The sequence below is a fragment of the Chryseobacterium sp. c4a genome (genome assembly GCF_009900745.1).
Lineage (GTDB): Bacteria > Bacteroidota > Bacteroidia > Flavobacteriales > Weeksellaceae > Chryseobacterium.
Window position 1 is genome coordinate 356,931 of sequence record NZ_WXVU01000001.1, and the last position, 17,023, is coordinate 373,953.

Genomic DNA, 17,023 nt, shown 5'->3' on the forward strand with positions numbered 1-17,023 from the left:
AAACGATTTGATATGATTTGTATCAATAGTTATTTTAAAATGTGTTCAAATTTAGTTCCAAAATTGATAAATGTCAACCTTTTTTCATAGAAGTTATCAACAAAAAAGAGTCTCAAAATCATTATATTTACGCCTCATTAAAGTTTATATCATGAATCATAAACCGATCGAAGGTTTTTCCAAGCTACCAAAGCAGGGGAAAATCGACTGGCTTGTAAACGAATATCTTGAAGGAAATCAGGAATATCAAAATATATTAAAACAATATTGGAATGACGATGCAGATCTTCAGAAGCTTCACGAAGAATTTTCTGAAAATACGATTTCCAATTTCTATATGCCTTACGGAATCGCGCCGAACTTTTTAATTGATGGAAAACTATTGGCACTTCCAATGGCTGTTGAAGAAAGTTCAGTAGTAGCAGCAGCTTCCAAGGCCGCAAAATTCTGGATTGATAAAGGAGGTTTTAAAACAACCATCATCAATACAGAGAAGTTGGGACACACTCATTTTATCTTCAATGTAGAGTCTCATAAACTATTGCATTTTTTTAATTTCAGCTTAAAGAAAAAATTACTGGAAGCTACAGAAGAGATCACTGCGAATATGAGAAGACGTGGTGGCGGTATTCTGAACATCAGCCTTGTGGATAAAACTGCAGAAATGCCCAATTACTATCAGCTGAAAGCAAGTTTTGATACCGTAGACTCAATGGGAGCTAATTTTATCAATTCATGTCTTGAACAGTTTGGAAAAACATTGAGACAGGAAGTAGCAACCAGCGAAGATTTTACTCAGGAAGAAAAGCACTCATTACAGATCGTGATGAATATTCTTTCCAATTTTACCCCTGACTGTATCGTAAGAGCTGAGGTGTCTTGTAAAATGGAAGATTTAAAAGATGACAGCGGAATTTCTCCTGAAGAATTTGCTTCAAAATTTAAACAAGCTGTTACGATCGCTGAAATTGAACCTTACCGTGCCACTACTCACAATAAAGGAGTGATGAATGGAGTAGATGCCGTAGTGATTGCGACAGGAAATGACTTTAGAGCAACCGAAGCTTGTGCTCATGCCTATGCAGCAAGAGACGGACAATACAGATCTTTGACACACTGCACAACAGATAACGGAGTTTTCAGATTCTGGATCGATCTTCCGATTTCTGTAGGAGTAGTAGGTGGATTAACGAATCTTCACCCGTTGGTAAAATTCTCTTTAGCATTACTTGGAAAACCATCTGCTCAGGAATTAATGAGTATTCTGGCAGTTTCAGGATTAGCTCAGAATTTTGCTGCGCTACGTTCATTAGTAACCACAGGAATTCAAAAAGGGCATATGAAAATGCACTTACTGAACATTCTGAATCAATTGGGAGCTACAGAAGAAGAAAAACAGCATTTTGTGACTTACTTCAAAGATAAGACGGTGAGTCATCATGAGGTAATCAATGAGTTTAACCGAATGAGAGGAAACTAATGTTACAGATAATTCTGCCCATCCTATTTCTGGCCTTTGGATTCTTTTTAAAGAAAACAACATCCCCAGGTTTCAGAGCTTCCAAGAAATTTGCCAATATGTTTATTATACTGGGAATTTCTACTTTGGTGGCCAAGTTTATTTTAATGTATTTAAATTCGAAATAGTGAAGAAAAGAGTCTTATTTTTTATGCTTATTTCCAGTTTAGGTTTTTCACAGAAAAATTTAAAAATATCGGATTTACGGCCAAAGACTGAAGACTCTACTTTTCCGCTGATTTCCTATCCTGAAAATCCTTTAGTTGAAAATAAAATAAATACATTTTTACAGGTTAATGAATTAGAACATGTTCCGAATTCAGGGTCTAATCCATTTAAACTGGTCTCTACAGGGACAACTTCTTATGCTAACTATGTTTATTTCTATAGTTGGAAAAAATTGGAAGTCCCTAAAAATATTCTGAGTATTGAAATGGAAGGAGAAGCCTCAGGAGCCTATCCTGAAGGTTTTGAGATTTGGCAAAATTTTGATTTGAGAACCGGGAATTTTATCAATGCCCAGGATCTGTTTCAGACTAATGCAGTGAAGACCGTGGAACGCTTGATTGAACAGAAAGTCAAGAAAAGGATAAATAATTTTCTGGTCAAATTGAAGGCCGAAAAGAATCCATCTGAAGAAACAGAAGATCAGATCGCCATTTATGAAGGTTGTTCTACAGGAGGATCTTTAGACTATGTCAGGTATTTCTTCGGAAAAGATAAACTGACATTTGTTGTCGGAAGATGTTCCAATCATGCCATGAGGGCTTTAGATGATCTTGGAAGTCACAAACTTGAATTTACCTATAAAGAGCTGGAAAAATACTGGAGCCCTTATGCAAAAAATTTACTTAACGGATCTGATAAAATAGAAAAGACCAGTTTCAGAAATAAACTGTATAAAGGAAAAATTGATGGTAAGTATCCTGTTACCGTTTTTATTAGTCGTTTTTATTCTGCTGATGATTCATCAGGAAAGAGCTCCTTTAATGCAGAGTATTGGTATGACAAAAACAAAAAATTGATTCAATGGGACGGACAGCTGAAAGGAAATCACATCTCAATCACTGAAAATGACCATTATGATGAAGCTACAAGCCAATGGATTCCGAGAGCTTTTGTAGAAGCAGAAATAAAAGGAAGTACCATTACCGGAACCTGGCAGGATTATAAGACAAAAAAATATTTAAGTATAGAACTAGAAGAGTTATAAAATGAAAACAATTACTTTAATTTTTGGAGCTGCTTACGGAATGATATCCGTGATCTTGGGTGCATTCGGAGCACATGCTTTAAAGAAAATATTAGCGGTGGAAAGACTGGAAAGTTTTGAAACAGGAGTACGATATCAGATGTATGCAGCCTTTTTTCTACTGATCATCGGGTATATCTTAAAATTTGAAACTTCTGCTGAAAGATGGACATCCATTTTAATGATTGCAGGAACCCTTTTATTCTCCGTGAGTATTTATTTCCTAAGCATGCAGGATTACCTGGGAATGAACCTTAAATTCTTAGGGCCTATCACTCCGCTTGGAGGTTTGATGATGATCTTAAGCTGGGGAATGCTAATTCTTTATTTTGCTAAAAATAAAATCTAAGAATGAAAATTAATAGAAGAAGACGGCTTATAAGAACGTTCAACCTTTTAGATCAACCCATCAGGTTTAACCCGTTTGTATTCAGCCGTACTTTTTTTATGTGGGCCTTTACAGGTCTGGTAGGTGGCATCATTGCCGGCGGATATTGGATTGTATTGGAACATTTTACTGAGTTTTTAGCCCATTTTCAAGGCTGGCAGGTGATTCCAACCATGGCTATTTGTGGTCTGCTAGCAGGATTGGTGATTCATTTCATTGGTGATCCTGGAGAAATCCATCTGATTGTGAATAATATCAGGTTCAATAAAGGAAAGCTGGAACCTAAAAACAACCCATCTATGATTTTGTCTTCACTTTTTTGTGTGGCATCAGGAGGAAGTTTAGGGCCTGAAGCTCCTTTAGTACAAGTTACCGGATCTACCGGAACCTGGCTTGGAAAAATTTTCAGATTAAAAGGTGAGGAGCTGCGTTCGTTAAGTATTGCAGGGATGGCGTCAGGTTTTACTGCACTTTTTGGAGCGCCGCTTGGAGGAAGTCTTTTCTCCCTGGAAATTTTGCATCACAAACATGCAGTTGAATATTACAAGGCTATTATTCCGGCTTTAGTAGCAAGTTGTTTTAGTTATCTGATGTTTGCTTTGATTATTCATTTGGGAATCGGGGCAACATGGGATTTGAAAGCATACCATTACACCGGAGTATATGATTTTTTATATGCTACTTTATTTGGAATTGTAGGAACTTTGTTTGGTTGGATTTTTATTTTTGTAGTTAAGTTTTTCAAAAAGATTTTTGAATACAGAAAATTTCCAATCTATATCAAAACATTTGTAGGGGGGATTATTCTAGGAATTATTGCTTATAACTTTCCTATTACAAGATACTTTGGACACAACGAGATCAATCAGCTAATCGGCGGGAACTTCGGATTAAACTTCCTTATCCTTGTCCTGATCTTTAAAATATTAGCCATTGCCATTACAGTAACTTCTGGATGGAGAGGAGGTTTTATTATTCCTCTTTTCTTTGTAGGAACGACATTAGGATTAATTATTCATAATTTATTTCCGAGTGTAGATACTACCTTAGCCATTGTAAGCTGCATGGCGGCAATTAATGCCTGTGTAACCAGAACACCGATGAGTACTACCATTATTCTGGGAACACTAACTGGGTTTACTTATTTTGTTCCGATTCTGTTTGCCAGTCTTACAGGGTATTTTCTTGCTCCAAGAATTCCATTTATCGGATCACAGTCTGAAAAATTAGCGGAAGAATAAGGGAAAATATGCAAACATGTCAAAAATCAAGGAACTAATCTTTAATTTTTGAATGAAGAATCTTGAACTTCCATGTCTTTTTAGTAAATTTGTCAACCTTTAAATATTAAAATAAAATAATAAAAATAATATGAATCTTCACGAGTATCAATCAAAAGAGATTTTATCAAAGTATGGAGTAGCTATCCAACGTGGTTTCGTTGCAAACAACGTAGATGAAGCTGTAGCAGCTGCTGAAAAATTGACTGCTGAAACTGGAGCTCAAGCTTGGGTTGTAAAAGCACAGATTCACGCAGGTGGTCGTGGTAAAGGTGGAGGTGTTAAGTTTTCTCCAAACATGGATAAACTTAAAGAAAACGCTCAGAATATCATCGGAATGCAGTTAGTAACTCCACAAACTTCTGCTGAAGGTAAAAAAGTAAACTCTGTTTTGATTGCAGAAGATGTTTATTATCCTGGAGAATCTGAAACTAAAGAATTTTATGTTTCTATTCTTTTAGATAGAGCTGAAGGGAAAAATACAATCGTATATTCTACTGAAGGTGGTATGGATATTGAGCATGTTGCAGAAGTAACGCCTCACTTAATCCACAACGAATTGATTGATCCAGCGATCGGTCTTCAAGGATTCCAGGCTAGAAAAATTGCTTTCAACCTAGGTCTTGAAGGAAATGCATTCAAAGAATTTGTGAAATTTATTTCTTCTCTTTACAATGCTTATACAGGTATTGATGCATCTCTTTTCGAAATCAACCCAGTGTTGAAAACTTCTGATAACAAAATTATCGCTGTAGATGCTAAAGTAACTTTAGATGACAACTCATTATTCCGTCACAAAGACTTAGCTGAATTAAGAGATACAAGAGAAGAAGATCCAATGGACGTAGAAGCTGGTGAAGCTGGTCTTAACTTCGTAAAATTGGATGGTAACGTTGCTTGTATGGTAAACGGTGCCGGTCTTGCAATGGCAACTATGGATATCATCAAATTATCAGGTGGTAACCCTGCTAACTTCCTTGACGTAGGTGGTACTGCAGATGCTCAGAGAGTACAGACTGCTTTCGGAATCATCTTAAGAGATCCAAACGTAAAAGCAATCTTAATCAACATCTTCGGAGGTATCGTAAGATGTGACAGAGTTGCTCAAGGGGTTGTAGATGCTTACAAAGCTATGGGTAGCCTTCCAGTTCCATTGATCGTAAGATTACAAGGAACTAACGCTGTAGAAGCTAAAAAACTAATTGACGAGTCTGGTCTTCCAGTTCACTCTGCAATTACTTTAGAAGAAGCTGCAAACAAAGTAAAAGAAGTTTTAGCATAATCTAAAATTTTCAAATAAATTAGAAAACCGTTTCATTTTTGGAACGGTTTTTTTATGCGTATAAGAAACAAGTATTCATGAAAAACTTATACATCCCGGAACCATGTTCTGAAAACTGGGAATCTATGTCTCCACAGGAAAAAGGCAGGTTCTGTTCTGTCTGTAGCAAATGCGTAATTGACTTTACCCAAAAGCAACCTGAAGAAATTCAACAAATTCTCACTGAAAAAGAAAACGAAAAAGTTTGTGGTAGATTTTATAATCATCAGTTGAATATTGAAGATGAAAAATCACAAAAAGTAAAAAAACAATTCTTCAGATATATTCCAAATATTTTTCAAAATAGTAAAATTACGCTTGCCGTTCTTTCTTTAGTATTATTTTTAACCGGATGCTCAAAAGATAAACCTCTGAGAACAGGTGAGGTAGCTGTAGAACTAAAAGAAGACAGTCTGAGTAATAATGATGTTACTATAGGAATGACTGCCGTCGTAGATAATGACAGTATTGGCAGAGTTTCTAAGAAGGACAGTACTATAGTTTCTAAAAAGCATAATAAAAAATAGTTAGTTTATGCAAGGTCTTTTTTAAGATACATTCTATGTGAAACCTATGTGGTTCAAATTTTTTTAACTACATAATCACATAGGCTTTATGTACAATTAAAATCATTCGTGTATCAGTGGCCATCATTCAACAGCATAAAATTTTATCGGAGTTAAAATCCTCGCGCCTTAAAAATATACGCAATGTCTAAAACTCTTGCGTCATTGTGTTTACCAACAAAAAAGCCGCTCCAATAATTTGAAGCGGTTCTTTATTAGATTAATATAACCACAAACATCTGTGAAATCATTGAGATTTGTGGTGAAATTAATTATTATTTATCCTGACTTTCAGACAGATTATTTTCTCCGCTTGTAATACTAATACTTGTAGGAGTTACCAGCTGTATTTTATCAAGATCAAATCTTTCTTTAATATTTAAATAAGCTTTACTCCTTACCTGTGCCAGATTGGCTCCAATCTTAATCCAGAATTTAACCTGCAGATTAAATGATCCCTGTTTCAAATCTGTAAAGATGACTTCTGCGGTGTCTAGTTTATCCACATTGTCAAGATTTTGGATGACTTCTAAAATCCCTTTCTGGGCTTTACTGATATCTTCATCTGCAGGAATTTCAAAATTTAAAATAATTCTGCGTTGAGGTGAAGCCGTAATATTATAAAACGGAGCATTGAAAACGACCTGATTGGGAATATAAGCTTTTTTCCCATCGTCAGTAAGAATTTTAGTGGTTAAAAAGCCAATTTCCTGTACAGTACCGGAATGAGCTCCAATGGTAATATAATCACCTACTTTAAAGGCTTTATCAATCCCAATAAGCATTCCTGAAAAGATACTTGAAACAAGATCTTTTAGAGCAACTCCGGCAATGACCCCGGCTACTCCCAAACTTCCGATAAACTTCCAAAGGAAACCACTGAAGCCCATAATTTCAAGAGAGATAAAAGTGCCCAATAGCATAATCAGGAATCTGAAGACACTGATTAAAGTAACTAAAGAACTTTCTTTCTGGCTTTTGGGAAAGAACTTATGAAATAATTTTACTGAAATCTGACTAAGGTATTTACTGGTAATAAGAAAAAATGTAAATACTAAGATGCCGACAATCAGTTTAGGGGTAAGCTCTGCAAACGTTACATACCAACTTTCCAATACCTTATACACCAAGTCTATGTAGGTGAGCCCGGTTTTCTCCATGAATAAAATTTTACATTAAAGATATAAATTTTCAACAAAAATTTTGCTAGTATCAAAAAGTCTACTAAATTTGTAGACTAACAAACGCGAAATATTATGTCAATCAAACTAGGAGATACAGCACCCAACTTTCAGGCAGAATCATCTGTGGGAGATATTCATTTTTATAATTATCTGGGAGATTCCTGGGGAATTCTATTTTCGCATCCGGCAGATTATACTCCGGTATGCACTACAGAGTTGGGATATACTTCTACATTACAAACCGAATTCGCCCAAAGAAATACAAAAGTGATTGCTCTAAGTGTGGATGGAGTAGAAGATCATCAAAACTGGGTAAAAGATATTAATGAAACTCAGCATACAGAAGTACAATTTCCCATCATAGCAGACAAGGAAAGAAAAATTTCTGAACTCTATGATTTTATTCATCCTAATGCTTCAGCTACTGCTACAGTGCGCTCTTTATTGATTATTGATCCCGCTAAAAAGGTAAGGCTTATTATTACTTATCCTGCTTCTACAGGTAGGAATTTTAATGAAATTTTGCGGGTATTGGATTCTTTACAGCTTGTGGATAATTATCAGGTAGCCACTCCTGTTAATTGGGAAAATGGAGATGATGTCATTATTCCGCCAACAGTCTCTACGGAGGATGCTATTAAGAAATTTCCTAAAGGAGTTACAGAAATAAAACCCTATTTAAGATATACGCCACAACCCAATACATGATTTATTTATTTGATTTTTTATAGTTTAGTTTTAATTTGTACGAAAAGCGGCCCGAAATTTATTTCGGGCCGCTTTCATTTTTTTATAAGTATTTCAGTGATTACTTAACGTCGTTGATGATTTGTTTTGCTTTAGACGTTGGAAGATAAATCTGGAATCCTAAACCAAAAGTAATTTTGTTAGTATATCCACCGCTTCCGAATCCTGCGTTTGCATCATACTTAACTAAACCTTCTAAACCAATGTTTGGTGTAATGAAGTATGAATAACCAGGACCAAATCCGAAGTTAAGACCGTTAGAAGAAGAACCTCCTTTAGAGATAGACATTCCTCCAACACCTACATTACCTTCGAAGAACCATCTTCCGTGGTGTAGTAAGTTGTTCACTCCTTGTTCACCTGGATTAAGATAGTAACGTCCTAACGCTCCAACATTGTATGTGAAAGTGGTTGCTGCATCTTTTTTACCACTAAATCCTAAATCTACATATCCCCCAACTGCGAGGTTATCTTCAATGAAATAGGCTCCTTTTGGCTGAATTTTAAAATCATATCCTGCTCCTTCATTTAAACCAAAATTTGCCCCTGCAAGGTTACCCCCTACCATCCAATTACCTTTCTGAATCTGAGCGTTTGCAGTTGCTGTTAATCCTGCTACGGCTAATACTCCTGTTAAAATAAGTTTTTTCATAATTTATTATTTTAATAATTAAATGTTTATTATTCACGAATTATAGAAAAAACAATAAATGTGCCAGACTCTTAATTTTAGACAATTTTTCTAAATTAATGTTAATAATATCAATGAGATATCATGAAAGTTTTTAAGTTATTTATCAATATTTCGTAATTAATAGATGTTGAGGTAAAAGTTGTTGAAGTGGAAAATGTTTATTATTTTCCGTTTTGAAATCTCTAGTAACCTTTTTTTACTCTGTTTTTTTATTTTAAATAAGCAAAAGAAGAACTGAGATAATAAGTCCCGCAATGGTAAACTTTATTCCACGTTTGAAAGCTTTTGTCTTAGGATTAAACATCCAGAAACTAGAAATAACGAAGAAGAAAAGAGCAACACCAAAGAATACGCTTAGCGGTGCTATCGCATCTTTAGATTGTGATTTGTGTAGAGAAACCATCTTATCCAATACAAATGGAAGTTCCATTTTTGAATATTTAGCTACTCCTGTTGCAGAATCGTAAGTTCCCTTTTTAAAATGAAGAACGGAACCTTCAGTCTTTTCTACTTCAAGGCCTTTCATCTTTAATTCTTTTTTTAATTCTTTTTCAGAAAGATTGGCAGATAAAGTTTTTTCATACTTTTTTTCGCTTTTTAGAAAATCGGTGTCTCTGTACACTAAAATAATTCCACTTACCGCATACACAGCCATAATACCTGCAAGGAAATATCCCAGATAACGGTGTGTAATTCTCATGAAACTTCTTGTGTCTTTAATCTTATCCATATCGTTTTTTTGTTTTGTTTTTAAATTTCAAAAGTGGAAGCTGCAAAAATGCAATTTCCACTTTTAATAAAGAAGTAATTATTATTTAATTCTAAAGTTTGTACGTCAATGTAAAATAATAGTTTCTCGGAGTAATCGGATTCACTGAATAATTCTCATGAACATTATAGTTTACTACATCAAACAGATTACCCACTTTCCCTTGGATAGAGAATTTTTTCCATTCATAGCCTAAAGATAAGCTTACTGTAGTGTAGTCTTTAATAGGAATCATTCTTGTTACATTGTTTCTGCTTGTATTTGTGGATTTCGAGTCATTCCAACCAGCGATTCTGTCTCCAATATAGTAGATTCCAGCTCCGATTTTTAACCCTTTTACATAATTTGTAAATTTATAGAAAACGGAAGCATTCGCTGTTGTAGCCGGTGTTCTTACCAATCTTTGGTTTTCCACGTATCCTTTTTCAGGAGTATCAAGATAAACAGAGTTATTATAAGAGAAACCTCCGATAATAGATAAGTTTTCATTAGGATTCCCTGTAATATCTAATTCTACACCACGGCTTCTCATATTTCCTGCAAATTCTTTCAGATTGGTATCTGTTGAATTTACTGGTGCACCGTTTGTAGAAGAAGCAAACCAATATGTTTGATAATAATTATTATACATAATCTGGTAAGCCGTTAAGTTTACTGCTAAAGCATTGTTCCAGAAATTCTTTTTAACACCAATCTCGTATTGATCAACGGTTGATGGTTTTATGCTCTGTTTTGATAAAGCATTTAATTGATTTTGAACTTGTGTAGCAGGTTGATTGGTGTTTACCGTACCAAATTGATCTGAAGTATATCCAGCATTAGCCGCAAACGAATTCGTATATGTTGCAAATACTGAAAGGTTTTCATTTGGAGCATACACCAAACCTACTTTTGGAGAAAATGCATTGTCAGACGTTGACGAATTGGCTACCTGAATTTTGTCATTTGAGGCAAAACGAGTTGTCAACGTAGGCATATTCTCTATATAAGACCATCTTAATCCAGCAATTACTTTTAATTGCTTTGTTAAGCTTATAAAATCTTGTGCATAGATCCCAATTCTTCTTGTATTGATTCTGTTTCTTGTAGTAAGAGTAGAATTTGGCATCGCAATATTTCCCCATGTTGAAGGATCATCTAAGTATAGCGTATTTTTTGGATCTGTAACACTATATGCATAAGCATCAGCCTGACTATAATCCGCATCGGAACCAATTAATACCTTATGGTTAATTCTTCCGGTATTAAATTCACCATTGATATTTACTTGTGCAGAAGTATAATTTTGTTCGTTGTATGTTCTACCAAAAGGTCTGTTCCATGAAAGTCTAGTCGCAGTAGGCGAGCTGTAGCCCCATTGAACTCTTTCAGAAGAAAAATAATCTTTAGTATAATTTTGGTAAGCAGCGGTAGCATTTAAAGACCATCTTTCATTAAATTGATGATTAAAAGTTACATTCGTAGAAGCTTGCTGTACATTTTGATATTGCCAGTCAGTTCCGAAGAATACATTTCTTGAAATACCATCATTCAATCTATAACTTTGATTTTTTTCAGTAATAGATCCAATTCCGAAATCCGGGGTGAAATTATTTTTAAGATAATCTGCCTCAACAATTAATTGAGATTTTTCACTTAAATTAAATAAGAATGAAGGATTGAAATAATATTTTTCAGACTGTACAACATCTCTGAAACTTTCAGCATATTCGTAAGCTCCATTTATTCTGAATGCCGCATTTTTAGATAGCGGCCCATAAAGATCAACGGTTGGTTTATAAGAATTCCAGCTTCCTCCATTTAATCCAATGCTTCCTCCAAAATTGAACTTCGGTTTTTTGGTAATCATATTGATAACACCACCAGCCGCAGTATTTCCAAAAAGCATTGCATTGGCTCCCTTTAAAACTTCTACTCTTTCCAGTCCACTTATTTCAGGAAAAATACCACTATTGATTCTTGAACCGTTTTTGAAAATATTATCATTTCCTAAGGCAAAACCACGTCCACCAAAGCTATCCTGAGAATTTCCTCTGGATGAAGTGATATACACCCCGTTTACATTCTGAAGAACATCACTTAATTGTTTTGCCTGTTGCTGCTCAATGATTTCGTGGGTAACGATAGCAATCGGTTGAGGAGTTTCCATTACCGTAAGGTTCGACTTTGTAGAAAGTGGCCTTGCCTGGTTTGGATTTCCTGTTTTGTGAAGATTAATGTCTTCAATGGTTTGAGTTCTGATGGTGTCTGCTTCAACATTTTTCAGCTGTGAACTTGCTGAAACAGCGACAAATAGAAGACCTAAAGAAAGTAGTTGTCTTTTCATTATTATTTTTATGTAGAACAGTTTTAAATAAGGCGCAAATGTAAGTATTTGTTTAGAATGAATAAAAATTAATAGATGATTTTTATCATGTCTTTTAAGGGTGAATTATATGGATTATCTCTATCCCTATTGTAGATGGATAGATCCAGTGTTTTTTATGAATATATTTGTTGAAAATTTAGAAATATGCAACTGGTAAAAGCAGGGCTTTGCGCCTTTGGTATGAGTGGGAAAGTATTTCACGCTCCTTTTTTAAAAGAACATCCGGGTTTTTTCATTTCTGGAATAGTAGAAAGAAGTAAAGAAGAATCTAAAGGGAAATATCCTGAAGCGACCATTTATCGTTCGGTAGAAGAAATGCTTCAAAATCCGGAGATAGAGCTGGTAATTATCAATACACCGGTTCAGACACATTATGAATATGCAAAAAAAGCATTAGAAGCAGGGAAAAACATTATTGTAGAGAAACCATTTACAGTAGATGTTTTGGAAGCAGAAAATTTAGTGAAACTGGCAGAAGAGAAAGGTCTATTTTTAAGTGTATACCAAAATAGAAGATTTGATCGTGATTTTCAGCAAGTACAAACAATTTTAAATGAAGGTAAATTAGGACATATTAAAGAAGCAGAAATTCGCTTTGACAGATTTCGTACGACCCCAAGTGGAAAACAGCATAAAGAAAATCCAGATCAGATAGGTTCAGGTTCCCTCCATGATTTAGGGGCACATCTTGTAGATCAGGCGGTACAGTATTTCGGGTATCCTGAAAAACTTTTTGCTGATGTATTTTCTATGAAAGGGCCAGCATTTGCCAATGATTATTTTGAGATCCTGCTATTCTATAAAAATGATCTGAGAGTACGATTGAAATCATCCGTTTTTACGAAAGAAGATCATTATGCTTATAAAATTCACGGTGATAGAGGAAGTTTTCTGCAGGAAAGAACCGATAATCAGGAAAATGAATTGGTGGCCGGAGCAATTCCTGTTTACGGAAAAGAATGGATGCAACTCTTAAAAGAAGCCGATGGAATTTTAAATTACCTGAATGAAAATTCAGAAACAGAAAGAATATTCACTTCAAGCGAAGCCGGAAATTATATGGATTATTATCAACAAATCTATGAACATATTGTTTTTGGATACGCTTTACCATCTCCGGGAAAAGAAGTGATCCAAAATATGAAGATCATTGATGCTTCACTGGAAAGTGCAAAAGAAGGAAAGGTAATTGTACTATAAATTGATAAGTAAGTGATGAATGAGTTCAAAGTTTAAGGTTACTTGTGATCTAAGGTAGAATTTTCCTACTCTTTCTCCATAAAACCTTCTTACTCTCAAACTTTCTGAACTCATTCATGACTTTTATTTTTTTACATGATCTCCTGAAGTTCCAGCCATCTCATTTCGTGATTCTCCAGCTTTTCAGAGACTGTTTCCAGTTCAGAAGAAAGTTTGGCTATCTTTTCATAATCAGCTTCGTTGTTCAGTTGATCTAAAATTTTTGCACGTTGTTCTTCAAGTTCAGGCATTTCCTTTTCAATGGTTTCCAATTCCCTTTGCTCCTTAAAAGTTAATTTTCTTTTAGGAGTATTAGAAGATGAAATACTTTCTGAAACAACAGTAGTTTCTTTTACAGGTTCCGGTTTTACAACAGCATTTTTTTCTAAAGCTTCTTCACGGCTTTTGGCTTCACGATATTCTGAGAAGTTTCCAACAAAATCCCTGATTTTTCCATCTCCTTCAAAAGCCAGAACATGATCTACAATTCTGTCCATGAAATATCTGTCGTGAGAAACAATGATTAAAGATCCCTGAAATTGCTGCAGGAAATTTTCAAGAACCGTTAATGTAGGAAGATCTAAATCATTGGTAGGCTCATCAAAGATCAAGAAGTTAGGATTTTGATATAAAATATACATCAGGTGTAATCTTCTCTTTTCTCCTCCCGATAATTTTGAGATGGGAGAGTATTGCGTCTGATCGTCAAATAAGAATAATCTAAGGAATTGTGATGCAGAAAGACTTCTACCATTAGCTAAAGGATAATGTTCTGCAATTTCCTTGATGAAATCAATCACACGTTCATCCTCTTTATAAGTAAGGCCTTTCTGAGCAAAATATCCGAAAGAAATAGTCTCTCCCGTTTCAATTTCACCCTTATCTGCTTTTTCAAATCCCTGGATAATATTTAATAAAGTAGATTTTCCGGCACCGTTTTTTCCGATGATTCCTACCTTTTCACCACGTTGGAATGAGTAGCTGAAATCCTTTAATAAAACTTTATTTCCAAAGCTTTTATCAATATGCTTCAGTTCAAGAATTTTATTTCCTAAACGTTTCATTTCAAAGTCCAGTTCCAGACCTTGTTTTCTGGTATCGGTTTTGGCAACTTTTTCCGTTTCGTAGAAGGAATCAATTCTGCTTTTTGATTTTGTAGTTCTTGCTTTAGGTTGTCTTCGCATCCATTCCAGTTCCTTTCTGTAAAGGTTGTTAGCCTTATCAATGGTTGCGTTAAGGTTATCCTCACGAATCATTTTATTTTCAAGGTAGGTAGCGTATGAACCGTTGTGAACATAAAGATTTCGGTCTTCCATTTCCCAGATAATATCGCAAACACTATCAAGGAAGTATCGGTCGTGAGTAACAAGCAGTAATGTAATTTTAGCTTTGTTTAGATAATTTTCAAGCCATTCTACCATATCCACATCCAGGTGGTTGGTAGGTTCGTCCATAATCAAAAGTGTATGTTTATGTTCTGCTCTCGTTTCTGTCAATAGCTTTGCTAAAGCAACACGTTTAATTTGCCCTCCGGAAAGCGTTCCCATTTTAGCATCAAGATCTGTAATCTTAAGTTGAGAAAGAATTTGCTTCATTTCATTTTCAAGATCCCATGCTTTGTGAGCTTCCATATCAGCCAAGGCCTTTTCAATAAAGTCATGATCTGTGGAATGAAGAGATTTGTGATAGTTCTTTAAAGCAAGAATCGGTTCAGAATCTAAAGTCATCATGAATTCTTCAATGCTTAAATTAGAATCAAAATCAATTTCCTGGTCGAATAAAACCACCTGGATATCCTTATTAATAATCGCAGTCCCACTGTCTGCAATTTCTTTACCCATTAAAATTTTAAGAAGAGTAGATTTTCCACTTCCGTTTTTAGCAACAATGGCAATTTTGTCTCCTTCATTAATGTGAAAAGATATATTTTCAAACAAAACTTTGATGCCGTAAGATTTGGTAAGATTTTCTGCAGAAACGTAATTCATTGGAAATTAATAGTTTGATTTTAATTTTAAACTGAGCGGCAAAAATACGAAAATGTAACCATAAAATTTTCCGGAACCTCCTTTATAAAAATGAATATTTAAGATTTTTTAATAAACTGTGTCCACTGTTTAAAAAAATGATTAGGTAAATTTGATAACAATTGATATGAGGTATCGCAACTTAATTTTAGACTTACACCAATTATAAAAAATCATTACAATCAAATGAAAAAAGTTATCGTTGATATGGATGGGGTAATGGCAGATGTATATCATCAGCTGATTCAATTTGAACAAAGAGATACTGGCAGAAACGTTGAATCTGAGAGTATTGCAGGAAAGCCGGAAATGGAAGCTTTTCCCAACGGAAAGAAACATGTAAATGAAGTAGGATTTTTCAGAACACTACCATTGATGAAAGGCAGTAGAGAAGCTATGGAATATCTGAATAATAAATATGAGCTATACATTGTTTCTGCAGGAATGGAGTTTCCCAATAGTCTAAGGGAAAAATACGACTGGCTGGCGGAGCATTTTCCATTTATTACTTGGGAACAGATTGTTCTTTGTGGCAGTAAAAAAGTTGTAGCAGGAGATGTTATGATTGATGATCATCCAAAGAATCTAGATCATTTTTCAGGGCAAAGATTAATTTTTACCCAACCTCATAACGAGCTGATCGAAAATGATACCTACAAAAGAGTGAATTCATGGGAAGAGATCATGGATATTCTATAACACGATAATTTTCTCCAAGATGTAGATATTAAAAAAATGTTAGCTAAAGAGAATTAAAAAAATCAATAGATATATCATTTTATACTTCTAACTGATTAATCCAAGGTCAATCTTTTTAATGACCAAGAATTACCATTGTAAATGTCGAGATCGACCTTGGTGTTTATCCCGTGAACAATTCCGTTTTCGGTAAATTGCCAGAAATCCCATTGGTCATCAGGAGATGGAGTAGGGACATCGTTATAGTTTGCTAACCATAGAGGATAGTCTTTAAATTCACCTTTTAAGAAATCTTTATAATAATGATAATAGGTATAAATGATAGGTTTTTCACCATACGTTTCTTCCACAATCTTACACCAAACCTTTAAATCTTCTACTAATTTTTTATTGGTTTTTCGTTTCGGAATTTTTTCAATATCCAGAATGGGAGGAAGATCGCCGCTTTCCAACTTTACATTGGCCAGGAAATTATTGGCTTGGATGATAGGGTCTTCATCAGCTCTGTAGAAATGATAGGCACCGCGGATCAGGTTGTGTTTTTTAGCCATTTCCCAGAATTCGTCAAAGTGTTTATCTGCGCTTTTATTTCCCATGGTAGCACGCATTACAACAAACTCCAGAGGAATAGTTTTATTACCTATACTAAGACTGTCCCATTTGATATCTTCCTTATTTTGATAGTGGGAAACATCAAAGCCGTAGGTCTTATCAAGATTGTTGGCTAATATTCTTTGAATTCTTGAGCTTTCCTTTTCACTGTTGTGAAGTTTTTTATGAGTAAACTTATTAAAGTACAAAGCATAGTAATAGCTTACGGATTGTTTTAGATAAAATCCCGTCCCGATTAAAGCCACAATTAAGATCGCTAATAGTACTCTTCGACGGAAGAAATAATTGCTCCGTCTGTTCTTATGGATCTGTTTGGCAGTTTTTTTGGTGTACTTTTTTTGTGTCATAAAGTTTTGCA

Annotated in this window: 15 protein-coding genes; 9 read left to right on the plus strand and 6 right to left on the minus strand. The window is 34.8% G+C overall.

The window, feature by feature from the left end; all coding sequences use genetic code 11:
- Positions 1–151 precede the first annotated feature (151 nt).
- The 6 genes from GTR01_RS01685 (at position 152) to GTR01_RS01710 (ending at position 6,287) form a co-directional block, all read left to right on the plus strand.
- Positions 152–1,480, plus strand: coding sequence for a hydroxymethylglutaryl-CoA reductase, degradative (locus tag GTR01_RS01685; protein ID WP_160136143.1), 1,329 nt, complete (start codon positions 152–154; stop codon positions 1,478–1,480).
- A 166-nt stretch (positions 1,481–1,646) separates the two neighbouring features.
- A complete protein-coding gene (locus GTR01_RS01690; RefSeq protein WP_160136144.1) occupies positions 1,647–2,732 on the plus strand; it encodes a hypothetical protein in 1,086 nt (361 codons plus the stop codon).
- A 1-nt stretch (position 2,733) separates the two neighbouring features.
- Positions 2,734–3,120 (plus strand): DUF423 domain-containing protein, encoded by a 387-nt coding sequence (locus GTR01_RS01695; RefSeq protein ID WP_160136145.1) that lies wholly within the window; start codon positions 2,734–2,736, stop codon positions 3,118–3,120.
- Between the two features lie 2 nt (positions 3,121–3,122).
- A complete protein-coding gene (locus GTR01_RS01700; RefSeq protein ID WP_160136146.1) occupies positions 3,123–4,400 on the plus strand; it encodes a chloride channel protein in 1,278 nt (425 codons plus the stop codon).
- Positions 4,401–4,530: 130 nt separating this feature from the next.
- Positions 4,531–5,721 carry an ADP-forming succinate--CoA ligase subunit beta gene (gene sucC / locus GTR01_RS01705; protein WP_114819312.1) on the plus strand — a complete coding sequence of 397 codons (1,191 nt, stop codon included), beginning with the start codon at positions 4,531–4,533 and terminating at the stop codon, positions 5,719–5,721.
- A gap of 77 nt (positions 5,722–5,798) precedes the next feature.
- Positions 5,799–6,287: a hypothetical protein gene (locus tag GTR01_RS01710; protein WP_160136147.1), complete on the plus strand. Its 489-nt coding sequence runs from the start codon at positions 5,799–5,801 to the stop codon at positions 6,285–6,287.
- Positions 6,288–6,601: 314 nt separating this feature from the next.
- Here the strand turns inward: GTR01_RS01710 and GTR01_RS01715 are convergent, their stop codons facing one another.
- Positions 6,602–7,486, minus strand: coding sequence for a mechanosensitive ion channel family protein (locus tag GTR01_RS01715; RefSeq protein ID WP_160136148.1), 885 nt, complete (start codon positions 7,484–7,486; stop codon positions 6,602–6,604).
- Positions 7,487–7,582: 96 nt separating this feature from the next.
- Between GTR01_RS01715 and GTR01_RS01720 the strand changes: the two genes are divergently transcribed.
- Entirely contained in the window at positions 7,583–8,218 is a 636-nt protein-coding gene (locus tag GTR01_RS01720; RefSeq protein WP_160136149.1) for a peroxiredoxin, read from the plus strand.
- Between the two features lie 100 nt (positions 8,219–8,318).
- On the opposite strand, the gene GTR01_RS01725 is transcribed toward GTR01_RS01720, so the two are convergent.
- From GTR01_RS01725 to GTR01_RS01735, 3 genes are all read right to left on the minus strand, one after another.
- A complete protein-coding gene (locus tag GTR01_RS01725; protein ID WP_160136150.1) occupies positions 8,319–8,909 on the minus strand; it encodes an outer membrane beta-barrel protein in 591 nt (196 codons plus the stop codon).
- Between the two features lie 256 nt (positions 8,910–9,165).
- Positions 9,166–9,681: a hypothetical protein gene (locus GTR01_RS01730; protein ID WP_160136151.1), complete on the minus strand. Its 516-nt coding sequence runs from the start codon at positions 9,679–9,681 to the stop codon at positions 9,166–9,168.
- Positions 9,682–9,772: 91 nt separating this feature from the next.
- Positions 9,773–12,046, minus strand: coding sequence for a TonB-dependent siderophore receptor (locus tag GTR01_RS01735; RefSeq protein WP_160136152.1), 2,274 nt, complete (start codon positions 12,044–12,046; stop codon positions 9,773–9,775).
- A gap of 186 nt (positions 12,047–12,232) precedes the next feature.
- Between GTR01_RS01735 and GTR01_RS01740 the strand changes: the two genes are divergently transcribed.
- On the plus strand, positions 12,233–13,288 hold the full coding sequence (locus GTR01_RS01740) for a Gfo/Idh/MocA family oxidoreductase (RefSeq protein ID WP_160136153.1): 1,056 nt from the start codon (positions 12,233–12,235) through the stop codon (positions 13,286–13,288).
- Between the two features lie 131 nt (positions 13,289–13,419).
- Here GTR01_RS01740 and GTR01_RS01745 read toward each other — a convergent pair whose 3' ends face one another.
- Entirely contained in the window at positions 13,420–15,315 is a 1,896-nt protein-coding gene (locus GTR01_RS01745; RefSeq protein WP_160136154.1) for an ABC-F family ATP-binding cassette domain-containing protein, read from the minus strand.
- Between the two features lie 225 nt (positions 15,316–15,540).
- Between GTR01_RS01745 and GTR01_RS01750 the strand changes: the two genes are divergently transcribed.
- Complete coding sequence (locus tag GTR01_RS01750; protein WP_160136155.1) at positions 15,541–16,053, plus strand: 5' nucleotidase, NT5C type; 513 nt, start codon at positions 15,541–15,543, stop codon at positions 16,051–16,053.
- Positions 16,054–16,148: 95 nt separating this feature from the next.
- Here the strand turns inward: GTR01_RS01750 and GTR01_RS01755 are convergent, their stop codons facing one another.
- The gene (locus GTR01_RS01755; protein WP_160136156.1) at positions 16,149–17,012 is read right to left on the minus strand and encodes a glycoside hydrolase family 25 protein; all 864 of its coding nucleotides are present in this window, start codon (positions 17,010–17,012) and stop codon (positions 16,149–16,151) included.
- Between the last annotated feature and the right edge of the window lie 11 nt (positions 17,013–17,023).